This is a genomic window from Nocardioides sp., assembly GCF_029937575.1.
In the GTDB taxonomy this organism is placed as follows: Bacteria; Actinomycetota; Actinomycetes; order Propionibacteriales; family Nocardioidaceae; genus Nocardioides.
On the sequence record NZ_JAPYPS010000079.1, the window covers coordinates 1 to 17,998 of the forward strand.

The following is a 17,998-nucleotide window of genomic DNA, read 5'->3' on the forward strand; positions in this document are numbered from 1 at the left end:
TTCCACCACCACCAAGCCCACGCCACCGGCCAGACCTACCCCATCCGCACGTAGACCGAGACCTGAGAACACAAGTGCGGGGCGCGTCGCACCGGCCACAATGACGCACCCGGACCAGGCCCCCGTCCCGGGAACATCACCGGACGGGTGTTGCGGGACACGGCGCACCTCGGTCGTGGTCTCACGAGCGCCGTCGCCGATCAGCGTTCGGCGTGCGGCGACTACTCCCAGGGCTGCAGGGGCGCGAGGTTCCTTCGTAGTTCCATGGCGTCGTGGAGGACCCGACCGACGACCATGACGTCGCTGTCGATTCGGCAGATCAAGAAGTGTCGCGGACGGTGGACCTTTCCACCGGGCGAGCGAGTGCGGCTCTGCGCCAGATGCCATGAGAACACCCCGTCACCGAGCTCGGGGCGCATCGTTCGCCCTACCTCGTCGCCGCCGGTCGCCGCTTCGCGGATGGCTGTGGCTATCAGTGCCTCGTAGCGCTTGCGGGCCTCCTCGCCGAACCGGTCGTGCGACCAGGCGAGAATCGAGACGATGTCGGCTTGGGCGGCATAGGTGAGGCGGTACCTCGTCATCAGCCCGCTGACTGGGTCTTGGCCGCGCGGACGCCAAGCTGCCCGACGAAGTCGTCGAGGGACTCGTCATCGATGTCGTCGAAGCGCCCCGAGGCGAGATCCGACCAGCCCTGCTCGGAGGCTTGACGCAAGACGCCGACCTTTGCCGCTTCCTCGACTTGCTCGCGCTCCAGGAGCCGAAGACCTTCGCGCAGCACCTCACTGGCGTTCTGATAGCGCCCAGACTTCACCAGCGACTCGACGAGCTCGTGCTGGTGCTGACTCAGGACAACGTTCCTCGTCGCCACGACGACCACCTCCGTTGGCAGTATATGCCATGACCTGGCCGGTTCGGATCGCCGCAAGCCGAACCTCATTCGGGACCGTCGAACGTGCGTCTTTCCACCGCGATCGACGCACCCCCACATCACAGTCGATCCGCGCCCGAGGGTTCACGTAGACAACTGCTCTGGGGTGTGCGCCCTCCTCCAGCCCGCCGCGAGCCGACCTGTCGAGCGACGGTCACCTCTGTCTCAGAGCTGCCGGATGACCTTGGCCGGCGCCCCGACCGCGACGACGTTCGCCGGAAGCGAGGCCACGACGACCGAGCCGGCGCCGACGACGGTGTTCTCGCCGATGGTGACGCCCGGGCAGACGATCACGCCGCCGCCGAGCCAGACGTTGTCGCCGATGGTGATCGGCTCGGCGGCCTCCCACTTGTCGCGGCGCGGTCCGGGCTCGAGGGGGTGGGTGGCGGTGAGCAGCTGGACGTTCGGGCCGAGCTGGACGTCGTCGCCGACCGTGACCGCGGCGACGTCCAGCACGACGAGGCCGAAGTTGGCGAACGACCGCGCACCGAAGGTGGTCTGGAAGCCGTAGTCGCACCGGAAGGGCGGGCGGATCTCCGCGCCCTCACCGAAGGCGCCGAGCAGCTCGGTGAACAGCGCCCGCAGGGTGTCGCGGTCGGTCGGGTCGGCGAGGTTGATCGCGTGGGTCAGGCGCATCGCCCGCGCGGAGTCGCGGGCGATCTCCGGGTCATCGGCGATGTAGGGCTCACCGGCGAGCATCCGCTCGCGCATGCTCTTCTCAGTCATGCCACCGACGCTACGGCAGGTCGCACAGCCGAGCCACGCAGCAGGTGGCCGGTCCGGACGCCACGCAGGGTCCGGGTCGCCACCAGCAGCCAGGCGGCCACCAGCGCGACGTACAGCGCCACGGCTGCGACGACCAGGAACGGCGCCCCGGTCGCGGCGGCCAGTCCCGACGTACCCGTGACCAGCGTGCCGACCGGGAAGGTGAACGACCACCAGGTGAGGGTGAACGGCAGTCCGGCCGGCGTGGTGCGGGCCGCCCGGACGGTGAGGGCGAGCGCGAGCGAGGCCCACAGGAGGGCGAAGCCCCACATCGGCGCGCCGTAGAGCACGTCCAGGGTCGCGACCGCATCGCCGTACGGCGCGGGCAGGGACGCCGGTGCCGTGGCGGCGAGCGTGTGGGAGGCGGTGATCGACTGCCCGAGCGGACCCAGCACGATCCACAGCGTGGGCACCGCGGCCGCAGCCCCGACCTGGTGGTGCATCAGGCGGCCCCAGATCAGGGTGATGATCATCAGGCTCACCACCAGGGTCAGGCCGAACATCATCAGGCAGGCCAGGTGCAGGGTGAGCCGGAGGTCGCCTGCCGGCAGGTGGGCGATCAGCAGCGGGCCCGTCGCCGCGCTCACCATCGGAGGCACGACGGGCATCAGCCACCCCCCGAACGCGGCGTCGGCGCCGACCCGGTGCGTGGTGAACGCGCGGTAGGGCACCGCGACCGCGGTGGCGAGTCCCAGCAGGGTGCCCGCGATCCACAGCACCGCGCCGAGGGCGACCGCCGGACCCGTCCCGATCAACGGCTGGCCGACCAGCAGCGCGCCAGCCCCCACCGTCAGCAGAGCCATCGCCGGCGCGCCGTAGAAGTGCGCCATCGTGGGGTCGTCGAGGTGACGGCGGGCAGCGACCGGGTGGTGCAGCCAGTGCACGCCCGTGGCGACGACCACCACGAGGAGCAGCGCGGCGTCCAGGACCCAGACGGCGCGCGCGGCGTCGAGCAGACCCGGAGGCTGCACCGGCAGCGTGGCCGCGGCGTTCGCGACGATCCCGGTACCCATGACGGAGGCGAACCAGTTGGGCCCGAAGGCCGCCAAGCTGCGACGGGTCCCGAGCGAAGGCGCGGCCGGGGCGGGCTCAGCGATCGTCGTCGAGGTCATGCCTCCAGGCTGCGCCCCGTACGCAGGGCCGAGTAGCCCCCGGTTCGCTGTGCATCCACAGGAGAGCCTTGTGAGAAGGATAAGATCTGCCCGGTGACCCCTCACGTCCCCGATCTCGACGGCCTGCGCCTGCTGGTGCTCGTGGCTCGACTCGGCAGCATCGGTGCGGCGGCCCGCGCCCAGGGCACTACCCAGCAGGCCGCCTCGGAGCGGGTGCGCACCATGGAGGCCGTCACCGGTCTCGGGCTGGTGCGCCGCGGCCCGCGCGGGTCCGAGCTGACCGATGCGGGCGTCGTGGTCGTCGAACGCGCCGCCCATCTCCTGTCGGTCGCCGACGAGCTCGAGGCGGTGATCGACGGGCTCCGGGACGACCACGACCGCGATCTGTCCGTCTGGGCGAGCATGACGATCGCCGAGACCCTGATCCCCCGGTGGCTGGTGCAGCTGCGCCAACGCCAGCTGGCGGAGGGCGCGACGCCGACGACCGTGAGCCTGACCGCGTCCAACAGTGCGCGCGTGATCGAGGCCGTGCGCGACGGAAGGGCCGACCTGGGCTTCGTCGAGGGCGGCGGGACGCCCGCAGGCGTGCGGCACACGACCGTCGCCGAGGACGAGCTGGCCCTGGTGGTCGCCCCCGGGACCCCGCTCAGCCGACGTCGTACGCCGCTCACTCCCGAGCAGGTCTCCGAGCTCGCGCTCGTGCAGCGTGAGCGAGGGTCCGGCACCCGAGAGGTACTGGAGTCGGCCCTCACCGCGCACGGCCTCGCTCCTGGCCCCGCGGTCGCCGAGCTCACCACTGCCACCGCCGTGCGCGCCACCGTCCTGGCCGGCGGGTCGGCAGCCTTCCTCAGCCGACGGGTCGTGGCCCGCGACCTGGACCTGGGCCACCTCGTCGAGGTCCCCACCGCCCTGCGCCTGCACCGAGCCTTCCGGGCCGTCTGGGCCGGTGCCAAGCAGCCGCCTGCGGGACCGGTCCGCAACCTCGTCGGGATTGCCCGCACGAGTGGTGAGTGACCTACCGACGACGCGCCAGCACGGGTCGCAGCAGCGCGAGCACGACGAGCGCGCCTCCACCCAGGAGTCCCCACCACACGGCGTTGTCCCGGGTCGAGGCAAGGACGTCGGGAGCCGCCTCGGGCAGCTGCGCCGGGACGGCCTCCTGCTCGGCCGGCACACCGAAGGGAAGGTTGCCGCGGCGGTCGGGCGACAGCGGTCGGGTGAGCGCCTCGTACGGCTGGACGACGCCCCGGCCCACGCGGGTGTTGGGAGTCGCCGGGTCCACCCGCGTCGCCCCCGAGGCAGTCGCCTCGAGCCGGGTGATGATCTGTTCGCGACGATCCTTCGGGTAGGCCGTCATCAGCAGGGCCAGCACACCGGAGACCTCAGCGGCGGCGACCGCCGTGGACTCGACGTACGTCGAGCAGTAGCGGCCGTTGAGGGCGACGGAGACCGCGCCTCGTGACGGTGCCGCGACGTCGATGGCCGAGCTGAAGAGGATCAGGTCCTGGAGCGTGGCGTCGTCCCCGCCGTCGCCGGGGGCCCCGGTGGTCGTGACCGAGAGGACTCCCGGGATCGCATCCCCGTCCTCGCTCTGCCTCGAGTAGCCGGCCGGCCAGGACGACTCGGCGCCGTCCTCCCCTGCCCGGAAGGTGGCCTGGGGCGACTCCTCGTCGGGGTCGGTGCGCTGGCCCGAGGCCGCGACCAGGATTGCGCCGCGCTCGGTCACCCGCTCGACCGCCTCCCGCAGCCGCGGCGTGTCGGCGGGCACCCGCACGCCGACCGTGACGATCCGGATGCCGTCCTTGCCCACCCGTGGCGCGATCGCGTCCAGCCCGTCGGCGAGGGCATCCGCGTCCACCTGGGTCAGCTCGTCGTCGTCGGCGCCGGTGTCGTAGATGCGTTGGTCGTAGATCGCGGCCCCGGGGGCGATCCCCACGGGCAGCCCGGTGTCCGCGTCGGGCGCCCCCGCGATGATCCCGGCGAGCAGCGTCCCCTGGTGCCACACGAGGTCGCTGGTGCGCGTCGCCCCTGGTGCCGGTTGGCCGCGCTCGACGTCGAGGAGCCCTCCGGTGCTCAGCACTCCCGAGTCGAGCACCGCCACGGTGACCCCGTCCCCGGCCACCCTGCCGGTCAGCTCGGTGACCCGCTGCTGCGTCGCGGGCACCTGCAGCGCGCTGGCGGGCGACCCGTCGGCCGCGAACTGGGTGACGTCGTTCTCACCTGGCTCGCCGACCTCGTTGATGTCCAGGCACTCGTCGCCGTCGATGGCGTACGACGGCGCGCCCCCGGCCACGACCAGCGACCCGGCGAGGAGGGCGCCGGCCGAGCCGAGCGCGATCCGCCGCGCCCTCATGCGCACGGTTCGTCCAGCGCCACCGAGGTCGGTGGGCACTGGGCGGCCTCGATGCTCAGCAGCACCCCCGGGTCGAAGAGCTCCAGCCAGCTGTCGGGCACGACCTCGGGCTCGACCGCCGCGTAGCCGAGATTGTCCTGCTCGTCCTTGCCGGCCACGCCGTAGGCGATGGCCCGGTCGTCGAGCAGCACCCGGGTGGGTGCCTGCGCGTCGGACCACCCGCCCGACCTGACGAAGGCACCCGCGCCGGCGTCGACCGTCGCCAGGCGGTCGTCGGCCTCGATGCCGACGGCCGAGGCGGGTCCGCCCGGGACGGCGCGAGCGAGGACGACCGACGGGGTGAGCCCCGGACCTGCCCGCAGGTAGGAGCAGTACTCGCCGCTGGGCGGCTTGGGCGTCGGTGCCGGTGGCCAGGACGCGTTGCTCAAGGACGGCAGGTCCTGCTCCAGATCGGCCGGCAGTGCGTTGCCCCCATCGATGGGCTCCCGGTCGAACCTCTTCGGCAGCACCCCGGCGTAGACGCGCGCCGCGAAGTCGTCGAGACGCACCGCGGACCCGTCGGCGGTCAGCACGTAGCGCTGGTCCCCGGCATCGCCGATCTCGACGACGTCGCCGACGACGGCGTCGCTGAACGGACCGTCGCCGGGGCGCCCCGGGAAGGGACTGCCGAGCTGTCCCGGCGTGAGGCCGAAGGTGCTCAGCGCCAGGGGGCCCCCGGCGGGGAAGGTGGTCAGCCACTGAGCCGGCACGTCGACCGCCTGCGACTCGCCACTGGAGGTGACGTTGCCCAGGACGCCCCCGGGGTCGCCGGGGATCTCGTAGGAGTAGGCGCGCGGCTGCGCGTCGTCGGCGCCGCGCGCCGACTCGGAGATGAGGTAGACGGTGCCGTCCTCGTCGGGATCGTCGCTGACCGCTCGTACGACGAGGCTGACGTCGGGGGTCGGCACGACCTGGGGGTCGCGCGAGACCCGGACCCTGAGCCCCACCGAGGTGCCACCGACCTCACCGGAGCAGGCGGTCCAGCCGCTCCCGATCAGGCCGGACACCGGTGGCGGGGTGGCCGGCGCCTGAAGGATGCCGATCTGCTCGCCGGGCTCCAGGTCGGTGAGCTTGTCGCGGGGGACGACGAGCGGCTCGATGTCCGCGCCCAGGAGCAGCATCGCCGAGGTGATGTTGATGACCGGCCGGAGCCGGAGCTCATCCTCGCCCTGCGTCGAGATCAGGACGTAGTCGGCGCCGCTCTCCTTCTCGCTGATCAGCTGCGCCTCGTCCGGGTCCAGGTCCACGGGTGAGCCGATGATCTTCAGGACCGCCGCGCCCGCGAGCAGCAGCACGGCGATCGCGATGCCACCGATCACCGCCCTGCCGGGGCGGGCCGGCTCCACCTCGCGCCCCCCAGGGGCGCCCGAGACGAAGGCTGTGACGAGCCGTCGTCGACTGAAGGAGTAGGCCTCGACGAGGTCCTTCTTGGTGGCCATCGCGCGACTCAGCCGTTGATCTTGTCGAAGAGTCCGGACGCCAGCACCAGGAGCGGCAGCAGGGAGAGCAGGGCCACGGTCTCCAGCACGTCGCCGAGGCGGCCGCGCCGCAGGGACGGAGCGGAGGGCGAGAGAGTCGAGACGAGCAGCAGGGCACCGGCCCCGGCCAGGACGACCGCGGTCGCGGGGCGCCACTCCGGCCAGTGCACCAGGAGCGCGACCGCCATCGACGCGAGTCCCAGGATCCCCGAGGCCAGGCCGACGAGGACCTCCGAACCGGTGCGGTACTGGCGGGTCCGCAGCATGACGACCAGGCACGCCACGACGACCAGGAGGGTGCCGTCGAGTCCACGCGTCACGGTTAGGGGCGCGACCAGCACGAGAAGCAGCCCCACGGTGGCCGAGATCGCGACGAGGATCTCGTGCGCCAGGCGAGCGTCGGCTGCGATCCGGACCGGGTCCAGCTCGTCGGGGTCAGCCGTGACGTCCTCGACGGAGTACAGCTGGTCGACGGTGGTGCTCGTGGCGCCGAGGGCCAACCAGGGGAAGATGCTGCCGATCAGGACCAGGAAGGTCAGCACGACGGTGAGCACGACCTCGGGAGCGAGGTCGGTGCCCTGCACCAGGGCGCCGGTGAGGACGGCGACGGAGCCCACCACCACGGCCGGGACCAGGAGGGCACGGCCCACACCGAGTCCCACGAGGCAGCACAGCCCCACCACGGCGACGCCGGCGCCGGAGGCGATCAGCGCCTCGGCGTAGTCGTCCTCGGGGGCCGGCAGGCTGAGGTCGGTGAGCAGCAGGCCGGCCACGGCGGCGTACCCCGCGGCCATCCAGGCGACGGTGACGGCGGCCTCGGGCTCGCCCTGCGCCCGGGACAGCACGATCGCCGCAGCCGTCAGCCCACCGGCGAGGACGGCACCGGCGACGGCGGCCAGACCGGTGTCGGACTGGATGAAGAGAGCGGCTGCTCCGAGCGCCATCAGCAGTGACGCCGCTGACAGGGCCGTACGGCGCCCCGAGGCCGGCTCCCAGGGCTTGAGGTCGTGCTCGACGACGTCGGTCATCGCCTCGACCACGTCGTCGTAGACGGCGATGGTGTCGTCGTCGACACCCGCGCTGACGGTGATCACCGAGCCGTCCTCGACGCCCTGCAGGGTCAGCCCGGAGTCGCCCTCGAGGCGACGTCCGTCGGAGGTGACGAGCCGGTAGCCGGCATACACGGTGGCCGAGTCGAGCAGCCCGACGCTGCGGGCGAGCTCGGGCACCAGCTCGGCGACGGGGATCGCCCCGGGCAGGACGAGGTCGACGCGACGACTGCCGGACGCGACAGTCACCCGCACGAGTCCGGAGGCTCCGGCCTGGGTCTGACTCATCGTGCTCCTCGGATCTCGTCGGGCCGGTCAGGCCCGTGCCTGCGCATCATCCAACGTCATCGTGACGGCGCGCGAAGGGGCCGACACGCAGATGGTGTCGGCCCCCTGGTTGGGCCATCGAGCGGGCCTCTCACTGGAAGCGAGCGGCGCCGTTCTGGTCGGCCAGCTTGTAGTCCTCCTGCGAGCGCCCGACCGCCACCTCCGTCTCGGTGAGGAGCGCGGCCATCTCCTGGATGGCCTTGTCCCACTTGGCCTTCGCGGCGTAGTAGGAGGCCTGCTGGTCACCGGTCCAGTCGCTCTGGAGGAGCTTGAGCTCACCCTCGAGCTGGTTGAGCCGGTTGTTGATGTCGGTGACGCCCTGCCTCATGGCGCCGGCGCCCTGGATCAGGGCGGCGTGGTTGACGCGGATTCCGTCGTGCATCTCAGTGGGTCCTCTCGTGTGCGAAGAATGAAGGTGGTGGGTCAGCCGAGCTTGTTGAGCAGGTTGTTCATGTTGGACATCTGCTGCTCGTCGTTGCTGACGTTGTCGCGCTCGGTCAACGTGAGCGACTCGGCGAACTCGTCGAGCGCGTTGACGATCGTGCGCTGCTTCTCGCTCCAGGTCTGGTGGAGGACGAAGAAGGCCGAGCCGCCCTGGCCGGCCCACTTGCCCTGCATCTGGTTGATCTCGCCGCTGAGCTTGTTGCTGAGCCCGATGAAGTCCGCCTTGGCGTCGGTGACCAGGCCGGCGGCCTTGGTCAGTGCGCCGGTTGCTTGGCCGTACTCGCCCGCTTCGAACATGTCGCCTTCTCCTAACCCGAGCGGCGTCGGCCACCCTGAGAGCTTGTGGTGTGTGAGATCTGCTGCGGTGGTCCGCCCGGCTGGGGAGCGGCACAGTGGTGGTTGTGCCCGGGGTCCTTGGGGCTAAACCTGGGATCTGTCAATTCCACAGGGTCGTCGTCAGCCCGGCCGCGACGACCACGGACCCGACTCCGAAGGCCGCGCACAGCGACTCCGCGACCTCGGCGCGCCGCGACCACCAGGCCGAGCGCCAGCCCCGGCCGAGGGCGACGGCGACCAGCACGACCAAGCAGCCGAGCACCACCGGTACGACGGCCGCCGCGGTGGCGAGCCCGGCCTCGGCCCGCGTGAACAGCACCACGGCCAGGACGACCCAGCAGGCGAGACCACCGGCTCGCAGGGCCGCGCGGGCGCCCACGTGCCGATAGCTGCGCGCCGCCAGCAGCAACGCTCCCCCGGAGAAGCCGACCTGGCACCGGGCACCGATCACGTCGACCGACGCCGTGGCCTCCCGCAGCAGGAGTGCCGCAGCCACGGCGGCCAGCAGCATCACGGCGACGCCCGCCGCGGTGATCAGGCGCGCACCGCTCTGCGCGACGTCCTCCACGGCCTGGCGGGGGACGACCGTGCGGCCACGACGACCCGAAGGTCGCTCGCGGGCCGACCATGCGGTGACGGCGAGACGCTCGAGGTCGAGGAGGTACTGGTCGGGCACCTCGATCGCCAACTGGGGGACGAACCGGGCAGCCAGCATCGCGGCCACCAGCACGACCGCCCACACGACCTGAGCGTCGATCCGCGCCAGCGCGGCCCCCGTGGTGATCACGAAGAGACCCACGCCGACGATGACCCAGACCCGCAGGCCCTCCTCCGCGCGGACGTCGAGCGCGCGGGCGACGGCCGCACAGATGGCGGCGGCAAGCGCCGCGATCCCGATCACGGTGGGCAGGCGCTCGGGAGCGGGGTCCCAGGCGATCGCGAAGGCGGCGGCCGCCGCGAACGCGGGCGCGGCCACGACACGGTGGGCGGACCAGGGACCCCAGGGCAGCGACCCCAGGGCAGCAGCGGCGACGAGGGTCCCGATCGTCACGTCACGGGCCGCGCTCGCGCCCAGTGCGGCGGCGTACCCGCCGGCGATCGCGGCGATCGCGACCGCGAGACTGAACCACAGCCCCGAGAAGGCTCCGGTACGGATCTCGCGGCGGGGTCCCTCGGTTGCTCGGCGGGCGCGCGAGCCGCCACGCCGCTCCCCCGCCCCGCCGACACCACCCGCGTCTGGGGCACCGGAGGCCACGAGGACGGCGCCGGCACCGATGCCGGCGTCCTCGAGCGAGATGTCCGCCGAAAGCTCGTGCCCCAGGCGGGTGTAGAGGCGGGGTGCGCTGGGGAGCCTGGCCTGTCGTGAGTACTCCGCGGCGACGTCGCCCCCCGACGCACCCGCCGGCACGAGCAGGTCGAGCACCCCTGCCGGCCCGTGCACGCTCACGGCCACGACGTCGCTCGCGGGCTGCGGCGCGCGCCGACGGGCTCCCTGGGGCCCCGGCGGCGGGGTGGGTGTGCTCACGAGACCTCGATTCGGTGCGGCCGGGTCGTTGCGCGAAGGGTATGCCCCGTCGGGGCCGCCTCCTATCATCGGATCTTCACAGCCGTGCTGGTCTCAGCAGTGGCGTACGACGACTCAGCGCCCGCGGGACGGTCGCGAGGCACATCACGAGCACGAGGTGGACGGCGTGACGACTCTTCAGCCCGGACAGCCCCGGCAGAGCGAGGCGACCGGACGCTCCGGTCGCGCACGCCGCGGCGCACCCACCGGTGCCGCGCACCCCGGAGGCTCGCCCAGTCCGACCCTGCGGGGCTCGCGCGCCGACCGTCCCGAGATGCCGGGAGGCCAGGTCCAGCTGCAGCCCCCACCGCAGCTGCAGCCCAACGAGGGCGCCGCCGGGGTCGCGATGAACGCCATCCCGATGCTGGGCAGCCTCGGCTCGATCGTCCTGGTCGCCACCCTCAGCGGCGGCGGGGGAAACAACGCGGTGCGCGGATTCCTCACCGCCGGCATGTTCCTCTTCGCGACCCTCGGCTTCATCTTCGTCCAGATCGATCGACAGAAGAAGCAACGGGCCCAGCAGGTGACCGGCTCGCGCACCGAGTACCTGCGCTACCTCGCCACCGTGCGCACCATGGCCCGCGACGCCGCCGACCGGCAGCGCCGCGCGCTCACCTGGGACCACCCCGACCCGACCAGCCTGCCCGCGCTGGCCGAGGAGCGCTCCAGGATCTGGGAGCACCACGCCACCGACGCCCAGTTCCTCCACGTCCGCTACGGACTGTGCGCCCAGCCCCTGGCCGTCGAGCTGGTCCCGCCGGAGAGCGCCCCGCTCGACGACGTCGACCCCGCCTCGGCCTCCGCGCTCCACCGCCTGCTCGTCGTGCACCGCACCCAGCCCAACCTCCCGGCCTCGGTCGACCTGCGAGCCTTCGACCGCGTCGAGCTCTGCGGCGAGGAGGAGCAGGCCCGAGCCCTGGCTCGCTCGATCATCTGCTCGGCCACCGCCTTCCACTCACCCGAGCACCTCATCGTCGCCGTGCTCTCCGCCGAGGAGCACATCGCCCACTGGGACTGGATCAAGTGGCTGCCGCACGCCTCGAGCCGTGAGGCCACCGACGCCGTGGGCCCGATGCGGATGGTGACGACGTCCCTGACCGACCTGGCCGCCCTGCTGCCGCCCGACCTCAGCGACCGGCCCCGCTTCGGCGCCGACGACCGCGAGGCCACCCCGCACATCCTGCTCGTCACCGACGGGTTCGAGCTGCCGCCGGGCAACCACGTCGTACCGCCCGACGGGCTGCACGGCGTCACGGTGCTCGACCTGCCCACCCGCTGGATGGAGCTCGAGGACTCCACCCGGCTGCGCCTGCAGCTCGAGCCCACCGGCTCCGCGACGGAGCGCTCGGGCGGCAGCGACGTGAAGATCCCCGTCCAGGCCCTGCGCCTGCGCGCCGACGCGATCCGCGCCAAGGCCGACCAGTGCGACGTCGCGACCGCCGAGGCGTTCGCCCGGCGGCTGACCCCGCTGCACAACGTCACCGTCGCCGGCCCGGCCGAGGCGTCCACCGGCGAGATCACCGGACCGACCGACTTCATGGACCTGCTCGGCCTCGGCGACGTCCGCGCCTTCGACCCCTCGGCGGCCTGGCGCAGTCGGCCTGCTCGCGATCGCCTCCGCGTGCCGATCGGCCTCGGCGAGGGCGGCGGACTCGTCCACCTCGACATCAAGGAGTCCGCCCAGCAGGGCATGGGCCCGCACGGGCTGTGCATCGGGGCCACCGGCTCGGGCAAGTCGGAGTTCCTGCGGACCCTGGTGCTGGGACTCGCGATGACGCACTCCCCCGAGCAGCTCAACATGGTGCTCGTCGACTTCAAGGGTGGCGCCACCTTCGCCGGGATGGCCGAGATGCCGCACGTGTCCGCCGTGATCACCAACCTCTCCCAGGAGCTGACCCTCGTCGACCGGATGCAGGACGCCCTGTCGGGCGAGATGGTCCGGCGCCAGGAGCTGCTGCGCGAGGCCGGCAACTTCGCCTCCATCCGCGACTACGAGAAGGCCCGGGCCGCCGGCGAGGAGCTCGAGCCGCTGCCGTCGCTGTTCATCGTGGTCGACGAGTTCTCCGAGATGCTGACGGCCAAGCCGGAGTTCATCGACCTCTTCGTCGCCATCGGACGCCTCGGCCGTTCGCTCGGCCTGCACCTCCTGCTCGCCTCGCAACGGCTCGAGGAGGGACGGCTGCGCGGCCTCGAGTCCCACCTGTCCTACCGGGTCGGCCTGCGGACCTTCAGCGCCCAGGAGTCCCGCGCCGTCCTCGGCGTGCCTGACGCCTACGAGCTGCCCGCCGTACCCGGGCTCGGCTACCTCAAGCCGGACCCGACCACGATGACCCGCTTCAAGGCTGCCTACGTGTCCGGACCACCGGCCGCCGGGCGGACCCGGGTGCCGCGCGACGAGGGGGGCCACGTCCGCGGGATCCTGCCGTTCACGATCTCCGAGGTGCTCTCCCTCGAGCCCGAGCCCGACGACGAGCCCCAGCCGGTGAAGGCGGTCCCCGCCGCCAGCGACTCCCAGGAGACCCTGCTCGACGTCGCCGTCGAGCGGATGGACGGCCACGGCATGGAGGCCCACCAGGTGTGGCTGCCCCCGCTCGACGAGCCGGACACGCTCGACGCGCTGATGAGCGACCTCGTCGAGGACCCCGACCTCGGGCTCGTCTCCCCGCACTGGCGCTCGATGGGCGGCCTGACCATCCCCATCGGCACGGTCGACCGGCCGCGCGAGCAGCGCCGGGACACCCTGAGCATCAACCTCAGCGGCGCGTCCGGTCACGTGGCGCTCGTCGGCGGGCCGCGCAGCGGCAAGAGCACGCTGCTCCGTTCGATGGTGGCGAGCATGGCCCTGACCACCACCCCGCTCGAGTCGCAGTTCTTCGTGCTCGACTTCGGCGGCGGCACGTTCACCCCGCTCAGCTCGCTCCCTCACGTCGCCGGTGTCGGCACGCGCTCCGAGCCGGACGTCGTACGACGCATCGCGGCCGAGGTGACCGGGGTCGTCGACCGCCGCGAGGCCTACTTCCGGGCCAACAACATCGACTCCATCGAGACCTACCGCTCACGTCGCGCCCAGGGGCGCGTCGACGACGGGTACGGCGACGTGTTCCTCGTGGTCGACGGCTGGAGCACCCTGCGCTCGGACTTCGACGACCTCGAGATGGACCTGCAGCAGCTGGCGTCGCGCGGCCTGACCTTCGGTCTGCACATCGTCACCGCGACCAGCCGCTGGGCCGACTTCCGGGCCGCGATGCGCGACCTGATGGGGACGCGCCTCGAGCTCAAGCTGGGTGACGCGATGGACTCCGAGGTCGACCGCAAGATCGCGCAGCTGGTCCCACCCGGACGCCCTGGCCGCGGCCTGGTCCCCGGCAAGCTGCACTTCCTCGGCGCGCTGCCCCGCCTTGACGGCGACCCCTCGTCGGACACCCTGGGAGACGGCGTCGATCACCTGATCACGCGCGTCGCCGCCGCCTGGAAGGGGCAGGCCGGACCCAAGCTGCGTCTGCTGCCGGAGCGCGTCGACCTCGACCGGGTCCGCGAGCTCGCCGGCCTCGGCCCGGAGGGCGCCTCCGACAAGCGGCTCCTCCTGGGGATCAACGAGAAGGAGCTCGCGCCCGTGGGCCTCGACCCCGATGCCCAGCCCCACCTGCTCATCCTGGGCGACGGCGGGTCCGGCAAGAGCGCCATCCTGCGCGCCCAGATCCACGAGATCATGCGCACCCGCACGCCCGCCGAGGCCCAGATCGTCGTCGTCGACTACCGACGGTCGCTGCTGGGCGAGGTCCCCGAGGAGTACCTGCTCAACTACCTCACCTCGGCCACCCAGGCGGCCCCGGCCATCAAGGACCTCGCCACCTACCTCGAGAGCCGCATCCCCGGCCCGGACGTCACTCCCGAGCAGCTGCGCAGCCGCACGTGGTGGACGGGCGCGGAGGTCTTCGTGCTGGTCGACGACTACGACCTCGTGGCCACCCAGCAGGGCTCGCCCGTCGCCCTGCTCCAGCCGTTGCTGGCCCAGGCACGCGACGTCGGCCTGCACGTCACGCTCGCCCGTCGCTCGGGCGGCGCCTCACGTGCGCTCTACGAGCCGGTCATCCAGTCCCTGCGCGACCTCGCCATGCCGGGCCTGATGCTGTCCGGCAGCCCCGACGAGGGTCCGCTGCTCGGCAACGTGCGGCCGGTGCCGATGCCACCCGGCCGCGGCCGGCTGATCACCCGCGAGCGGGGCGTCGAGGTCGTGCAGACCGCCTGGACCGAGCTGACCCTGTAGCCGCGCCCGGCGCGTCGGTCTCGCTCACCCGGCGAGCTCGGGCGGCAGCTCGCCGCGGGTGAGCACGGTGAGCGAGGTGACCGGGCGAGTCAGGCAGACGTAGAGCCGTCGCAGCCCGGTACGGCGATCCGGCTCGCCGGCGACGATCCCGGCCGGGTCCAGCAGCACCACGTGGTCGAACTCGAGCCCCTTCGCGAGACCGGCCGGCACCAGGTCGACGCGGGTCTCACCCTCGTCGCCGACCCTGGTGAAGGCGACCGCGGCGTCGACCAGGTCGCGCTCGACCGCCGCGACGAGTGCGTCGGGGACGATCAGTCCGATCGAGCCCGCGCCCCGCTCGGCGACCTGCCCCACAGCCTCCGCCACCGCCCCGTCGGAGAAGGTCAGCTCGCCACGTGAGCGGCGCACCGAGGTCGGCGGCTCCAGGTCGGGTGCGATGTGGGGCAGCAGCCGGGCGGCGTACTCGATCACCTCTCCCGGGACCCGGAACCCCCGGGTGAGCTGCTCGACGTGGGCGCCGGGCTTGCCGAGGTGCACCAGCGCCTCGTCCCACGAGCTCGTCGCCCAGGGGGTGGTGGCCTGGGCGAGGTCGCCGAGCACGGTCAGCGAGCCCGTGGAGGAACGGCGAGCCAGGGCGCGCAGCATCATCGGTGAGAGGTCCTGGGCCTCGTCGGCGACGACGTGCGCCAACGACGGGGTGCGCTCGACCAGGTCGCGGGCCTCGTCGAGCAGGACGACGTCGGCCAGCGACCAGCGCGCGGTTCCCGCGGAGCGGGGCGGTTCCTCCCACAGCAGCAGCGCCTGCTCCTCCGGCGTGAGCACCTCCTGGGCCGCGTCGGCCAGGAACGCCGCATCCGTGAGCAGCCGGGCCACCAGCTTCTTGGGGTCGACCGCCGGCCAGAGCCCGGCGGCGTACTCCTTGACCGGCTTGCTGCGCGCGACGGCGTCCTGCACCCGGTCGTCGGGCGAGTCGCCGGAGCGCTCCATCTGCACCAGCACGCGGTGCGCGAGTGCCTGCGGGAGCATCGCGCGGGCCGCGCCGTAGCGGACCCCGCGCTCGCGCAGCCCCGCGATCGCCTCCTCCACCTCGTAGGTCGGCACTCGCCAGCGGCGCGAGCCGCGCGGCACGAGCAGTCCCTCGGTGGGAGGTACGACGTGACCCCAGACCGCCCGGCGCAGCACCTCGGCGAGCCGGGCATCGCCCTTGAGCACCGCCCGCTCGGGGCCGTCCTCGCCCCGCAGGCGCGCACCCGTCGCCGTGACGACCAGCTCCTCGATGGTCGCCTGCTTCGCCTCCACCTCGCCGAGGGCGGGGAGCACGTCACGGATGTAGCGCAGGAAGCTGTCGTTGGGCCCGACCACGAGCACGCCCTGGCGGCGCAGCTGGTCGCGGTGCGCGTAGAGCAGGTACGCCGCCCGGTGCAGGCCGACGGCCGTCTTGCCGGTGCCGGGGGCGCCCTGCACGCAGATCGTGTCCGCGAGGTCGGCTCGCACGATGACGTCCTGCTCGGGCTGGATGGTGGCGACGATGTCGCGCATCGGGCCCACCCGGGGTCGCTCGATCTCCGCCTCGAGGATCGCCGAGTAGTCCTCGCCGGAGGCCGGCGGTCCGCTCAGGCGCTCGTCCTCGAAGCCGGTCAGGGCGCCGTGCGCGAACCCGTAGCGACGCCGTACGTCGACGCCCATCGGCTCGATGCTGCTGGCGCGGTAGAACGGCAGGCTGACCGGCGCCCGCCAGTCGACGACCATCGGGTCCCCGCTCGGGTCCGAGATGTGGCGTCGACCCACGTGGAAGGTCTCGTCGCTGCTGTCCAGCCGGCCGAAGAACAACGGGACTGTCGGGTCGTCGGCCAGCTGTCGCATCCGCTCGGCCAGCGTCGACTCCAGGACCTCCCGGCTCACCCAGTCGGCGGCACTGCCGCCGTCCGCCCCCAACAGCTCGGTGCGCTCGCGCATCCGGGTGAGCTGGCGCCGGGACTCGGCGAGGTGCTCACGCTCGGCGGCGAGCTCGGGATCCGGAGGGTGGTCGGGGGTGGTCGAGGGCATCGCGGAACCTCCGAGTGCGATCAGGCTGTGGGCGGCCGGTCAACGTAACTCACCGGAGGGCGCTCGCGTCACCGGATTTCGACGCGCTCGTGCGGCTTCGTCCCTCAGCCGCGTCGCTTGCTCAATCTTCGTTCGCGACGTGACCGCGTTCGTTCCTCACGCGGTCACTGCTCACTCCCCCGGTGACCTTCACCTTCATGTCGGTGAGGTCGTAGTGCATCTCCCACGTGCGGCGGTAGCCGGTGTGGGAGACCTTCCACCCGTCGGCCGTGCGCACGTAGCGGTCCTCGTAGAAGGCGGCGCCCTCGAGCATGAAGTTCACCGCGTCGACGATCACCCGGTCGACGAGGTACCAGCGTCCGGTGGCGGTGTCGCCGTCCACGTCGATCTCCGGGTGGTGGACCTGGTGCAGGGTGAGCATCCCCTCGCCGAGGTTCTCGCGCATGTAGCCGACGAGCGTCTCCCGGTCCGCGAACTCCAGACCGTTGTAGTCACCGGTCGCCTCGGGCACGAAGCAGTCCTGGAACCCGTCCCACTGCTTGGTGTCGAGGCATCGCAGGTAGGCGTACTTGAGGCGGCTGATGGCGTCGACGTCGTCGCGCAGCTGAGAATCGGTCACGACTGACAATCTAGCGGGAGTGTGCGGCGGATCACGCGCCTTGAGACGTCGTTGTAACCGTCGGTCAACCTGCGGTCAACGAAGGCGGCTCACCCTGAAACCATGACCGAGAACGAGATCATCGAGAGCGCCGAGCTCGACAAGCGTCGCGACCAGCGCTCGTCCCTGAAGGCGAAGCACGCGCAGAGCCTGACCAAGCTGATGGGCACCCGCAGCGACCTGCGGGGCGTCCACGCCCTGGCCGACCACCTGGACGACGCCGTCCGCTGGACTGCCTGACCCTTCCTCCCGCACCACCGACTCACCCCCTCTTCCCGGCAGCGGCCGGTGGCCTCACGCGGGTCGCCGGCCGCTCGCTACTTCCGCGCGGTGCCGAACATCCCCCGCTCGGTCCCGGTCGTCCCCGCGACGAGGCCGTGCCGGTTGACCATGGCCAGGGGGATCCGGACCCGGGCCGGCGACTGAGTCTGCGCGTCGAGCATCAGTCCCGCCGAGCTCGAGGGCCGGGCCCGTGAAGGCGTACCCGGCGAGGACGGCCTCCTCGACCGGGTGGACGTCTGGCTCGGGAGTCGGCGTGGGCGGTTCCGGCGTACCGGGCTGGTCCGTCACGACCTTCACCCTAGCCTCGATGTTTCGTCAGGCTGGTTGAGGAACGGCTGATTGGTACGACG

At 72.4% G+C, this 17,998-nt stretch carries 16 protein-coding genes; 3 read left to right on the plus strand and 13 right to left on the minus strand.

Annotated features, from left to right (window positions below; translation table 11 throughout):
* Positions 1 to 221: 221 nt before the first annotated feature.
* The 4 genes from Q1K33_RS18410 to Q1K33_RS18425 all read right to left on the minus strand — a co-directional run bounded on the left by Q1K33_RS18410 (position 222) and on the right by Q1K33_RS18425 (position 2,805).
* A complete protein-coding gene (locus Q1K33_RS18410) occupies positions 222 to 581 on the minus strand; it encodes a type II toxin-antitoxin system RelE/ParE family toxin (protein ID WP_300406203.1) in 360 nt (119 codons plus the stop codon).
* The gene (locus Q1K33_RS18415; RefSeq protein WP_300406204.1) at positions 581 to 868 is read right to left on the minus strand and encodes a type II toxin-antitoxin system ParD family antitoxin; all 288 of its coding nucleotides are present in this window, start codon (positions 866 to 868) and stop codon (positions 581 to 583) included. The genes Q1K33_RS18410 and Q1K33_RS18415 overlap by 1 nt, the downstream gene beginning before the upstream one ends.
* Positions 869 to 1,093: 225 nt before the next feature.
* Positions 1,094 to 1,654 carry a sugar O-acetyltransferase gene (locus Q1K33_RS18420; RefSeq protein WP_300406205.1) on the minus strand — a complete coding sequence of 187 codons (561 nt, stop codon included), beginning with the start codon at positions 1,652 to 1,654 and terminating at the stop codon, positions 1,094 to 1,096.
* Positions 1,651 to 2,805: a TDT family transporter gene (locus Q1K33_RS18425; RefSeq protein ID WP_300406206.1), complete on the minus strand. Its 1,155-nt coding sequence runs from the start codon at positions 2,803 to 2,805 to the stop codon at positions 1,651 to 1,653. The genes Q1K33_RS18420 and Q1K33_RS18425 overlap by 4 nt, the downstream gene beginning before the upstream one ends.
* A gap of 93 nt (positions 2,806 to 2,898) precedes the next feature.
* Here Q1K33_RS18425 and Q1K33_RS18430 point away from each other — a divergent pair, with 93 nt between their 5' ends.
* Entirely contained in the window at positions 2,899 to 3,819 is a 921-nt protein-coding gene (locus Q1K33_RS18430; protein WP_300406207.1) for a LysR substrate-binding domain-containing protein, read from the plus strand.
* Between the two features lies 1 nt (position 3,820).
* On the opposite strand, the gene Q1K33_RS18435 is transcribed toward Q1K33_RS18430, so the two are convergent.
* The 6 genes from Q1K33_RS18435 to Q1K33_RS18460 all read right to left on the minus strand — a co-directional run bounded on the left by Q1K33_RS18435 (position 3,821) and on the right by Q1K33_RS18460 (position 10,356).
* Entirely contained in the window at positions 3,821 to 5,158 is a 1,338-nt protein-coding gene (locus Q1K33_RS18435; RefSeq protein WP_300406208.1) for a S8 family serine peptidase, read from the minus strand.
* The gene (locus tag Q1K33_RS18440; protein WP_300406209.1) at positions 5,155 to 6,636 is read right to left on the minus strand and encodes a type VII secretion protein EccB; all 1,482 of its coding nucleotides are present in this window, start codon (positions 6,634 to 6,636) and stop codon (positions 5,155 to 5,157) included. The genes Q1K33_RS18435 and Q1K33_RS18440 overlap by 4 nt, the downstream gene beginning before the upstream one ends.
* Before the next feature lie 8 nt (positions 6,637 to 6,644).
* Positions 6,645 to 8,012 (minus strand): type VII secretion integral membrane protein EccD, encoded by a 1,368-nt coding sequence (eccD, locus tag Q1K33_RS18445; RefSeq protein ID WP_300406210.1) that lies wholly within the window; start codon positions 8,010 to 8,012, stop codon positions 6,645 to 6,647.
* A 130-nt stretch (positions 8,013 to 8,142) separates the two neighbouring features.
* Positions 8,143 to 8,433: a WXG100 family type VII secretion target gene (locus Q1K33_RS18450; protein ID WP_300406211.1), complete on the minus strand. Its 291-nt coding sequence runs from the start codon at positions 8,431 to 8,433 to the stop codon at positions 8,143 to 8,145.
* Between the two features lie 41 nt (positions 8,434 to 8,474).
* Positions 8,475 to 8,792, minus strand: a complete 318-nt coding sequence (locus Q1K33_RS18455) for a WXG100 family type VII secretion target (RefSeq protein WP_300406212.1) — start codon at positions 8,790 to 8,792, stop codon at positions 8,475 to 8,477.
* 139 nt (positions 8,793 to 8,931) lie between these two features.
* The gene (locus Q1K33_RS18460) at positions 8,932 to 10,356 is read right to left on the minus strand and encodes a hypothetical protein (protein ID WP_300406213.1); all 1,425 of its coding nucleotides are present in this window, start codon (positions 10,354 to 10,356) and stop codon (positions 8,932 to 8,934) included.
* Positions 10,357 to 10,522: 166 nt separating this feature from the next.
* Here Q1K33_RS18460 and eccCa point away from each other — a divergent pair, with 166 nt between their 5' ends.
* On the plus strand, positions 10,523 to 14,662 hold the full coding sequence (eccCa, locus tag Q1K33_RS18465) for a type VII secretion protein EccCa (RefSeq protein WP_300406214.1): 4,140 nt from the start codon (positions 10,523 to 10,525) through the stop codon (positions 14,660 to 14,662).
* A 24-nt stretch (positions 14,663 to 14,686) separates the two neighbouring features.
* On the opposite strand, the gene Q1K33_RS18470 is transcribed toward eccCa, so the two are convergent.
* Together Q1K33_RS18470 and Q1K33_RS18475 are read right to left on the minus strand one after the other, a co-directional pair.
* Entirely contained in the window at positions 14,687 to 16,708 is a 2,022-nt protein-coding gene (locus Q1K33_RS18470; RefSeq protein ID WP_300406215.1) for an AAA family ATPase, read from the minus strand.
* Positions 16,709 to 16,829: 121 nt separating this feature from the next.
* On the minus strand, positions 16,830 to 17,327 hold the full coding sequence (locus Q1K33_RS18475; RefSeq protein WP_300406216.1) for a nuclear transport factor 2 family protein: 498 nt from the start codon (positions 17,325 to 17,327) through the stop codon (positions 16,830 to 16,832).
* 102 nt (positions 17,328 to 17,429) lie between these two features.
* On the opposite strand from Q1K33_RS18475, the gene Q1K33_RS18480 reads away from it, so the two are divergent.
* A complete protein-coding gene (locus tag Q1K33_RS18480) occupies positions 17,430 to 17,606 on the plus strand; it encodes a hypothetical protein (RefSeq protein ID WP_300406217.1) in 177 nt (58 codons plus the stop codon).
* Positions 17,607 to 17,683: 77 nt separating this feature from the next.
* Here the strand turns inward: Q1K33_RS18480 and Q1K33_RS18485 are convergent, their stop codons facing one another.
* A complete protein-coding gene (locus Q1K33_RS18485; RefSeq protein ID WP_300406218.1) occupies positions 17,684 to 17,809 on the minus strand; it encodes a helicase HerA-like domain-containing protein in 126 nt (41 codons plus the stop codon).
* Between the last annotated feature and the right edge of the window lie 189 nt (positions 17,810 to 17,998).

What these genes read in the sequence shown, in the direction of transcription:
- Q1K33_RS18450 (WP_300406211.1), bottom strand. Translation starts at nt 8,433, where the DNA reads ATGCACGACGGAATCCGCGTCAACCACGCCGCCCTGATCCAGGGCGCC.
- Q1K33_RS18455 (WP_300406212.1), bottom strand. Translation starts at nt 8,792, where the DNA reads ATGTTCGAAGCGGGCGAGTACGGCCAAGCAACCGGCGCACTGACCAAG.
- Q1K33_RS18420 (WP_300406205.1), bottom strand. Translation starts at nt 1,654, where the DNA reads ATGACTGAGAAGAGCATGCGCGAGCGGATGCTCGCCGGTGAGCCCTAC.
- Q1K33_RS18425 (WP_300406206.1), bottom strand. Translation starts at nt 2,805, where the DNA reads ATGACCTCGACGACGATCGCTGAGCCCGCCCCGGCCGCGCCTTCGCTC.
- Q1K33_RS18470 (WP_300406215.1), bottom strand. Translation starts at nt 16,708, where the DNA reads ATGCCCTCGACCACCCCCGACCACCCTCCGGATCCCGAGCTCGCCGCC.
- eccD (WP_300406210.1), bottom strand. Translation starts at nt 8,012, where the DNA reads ATGAGTCAGACCCAGGCCGGAGCCTCCGGACTCGTGCGGGTGACTGTC.
- Q1K33_RS18440 (WP_300406209.1), bottom strand. Translation starts at nt 6,636, where the DNA reads ATGGCCACCAAGAAGGACCTCGTCGAGGCCTACTCCTTCAGTCGACGA.
- Q1K33_RS18480 (WP_300406217.1), top strand. Translation starts at nt 17,430, where the DNA reads ATGACCGAGAACGAGATCATCGAGAGCGCCGAGCTCGACAAGCGTCGC.
- Q1K33_RS18410 (WP_300406203.1), bottom strand. Translation starts at nt 581, where the DNA reads ATGACGAGGTACCGCCTCACCTATGCCGCCCAAGCCGACATCGTCTCG.
- Q1K33_RS18435 (WP_300406208.1), bottom strand. Translation starts at nt 5,158, where the DNA reads ATGAGGGCGCGGCGGATCGCGCTCGGCTCGGCCGGCGCCCTCCTCGCC.
- Q1K33_RS18485 (WP_300406218.1), bottom strand. Translation starts at nt 17,809, where the DNA reads ATGCTCGACGCGCAGACTCAGTCGCCGGCCCGGGTCCGGATCCCCCTG.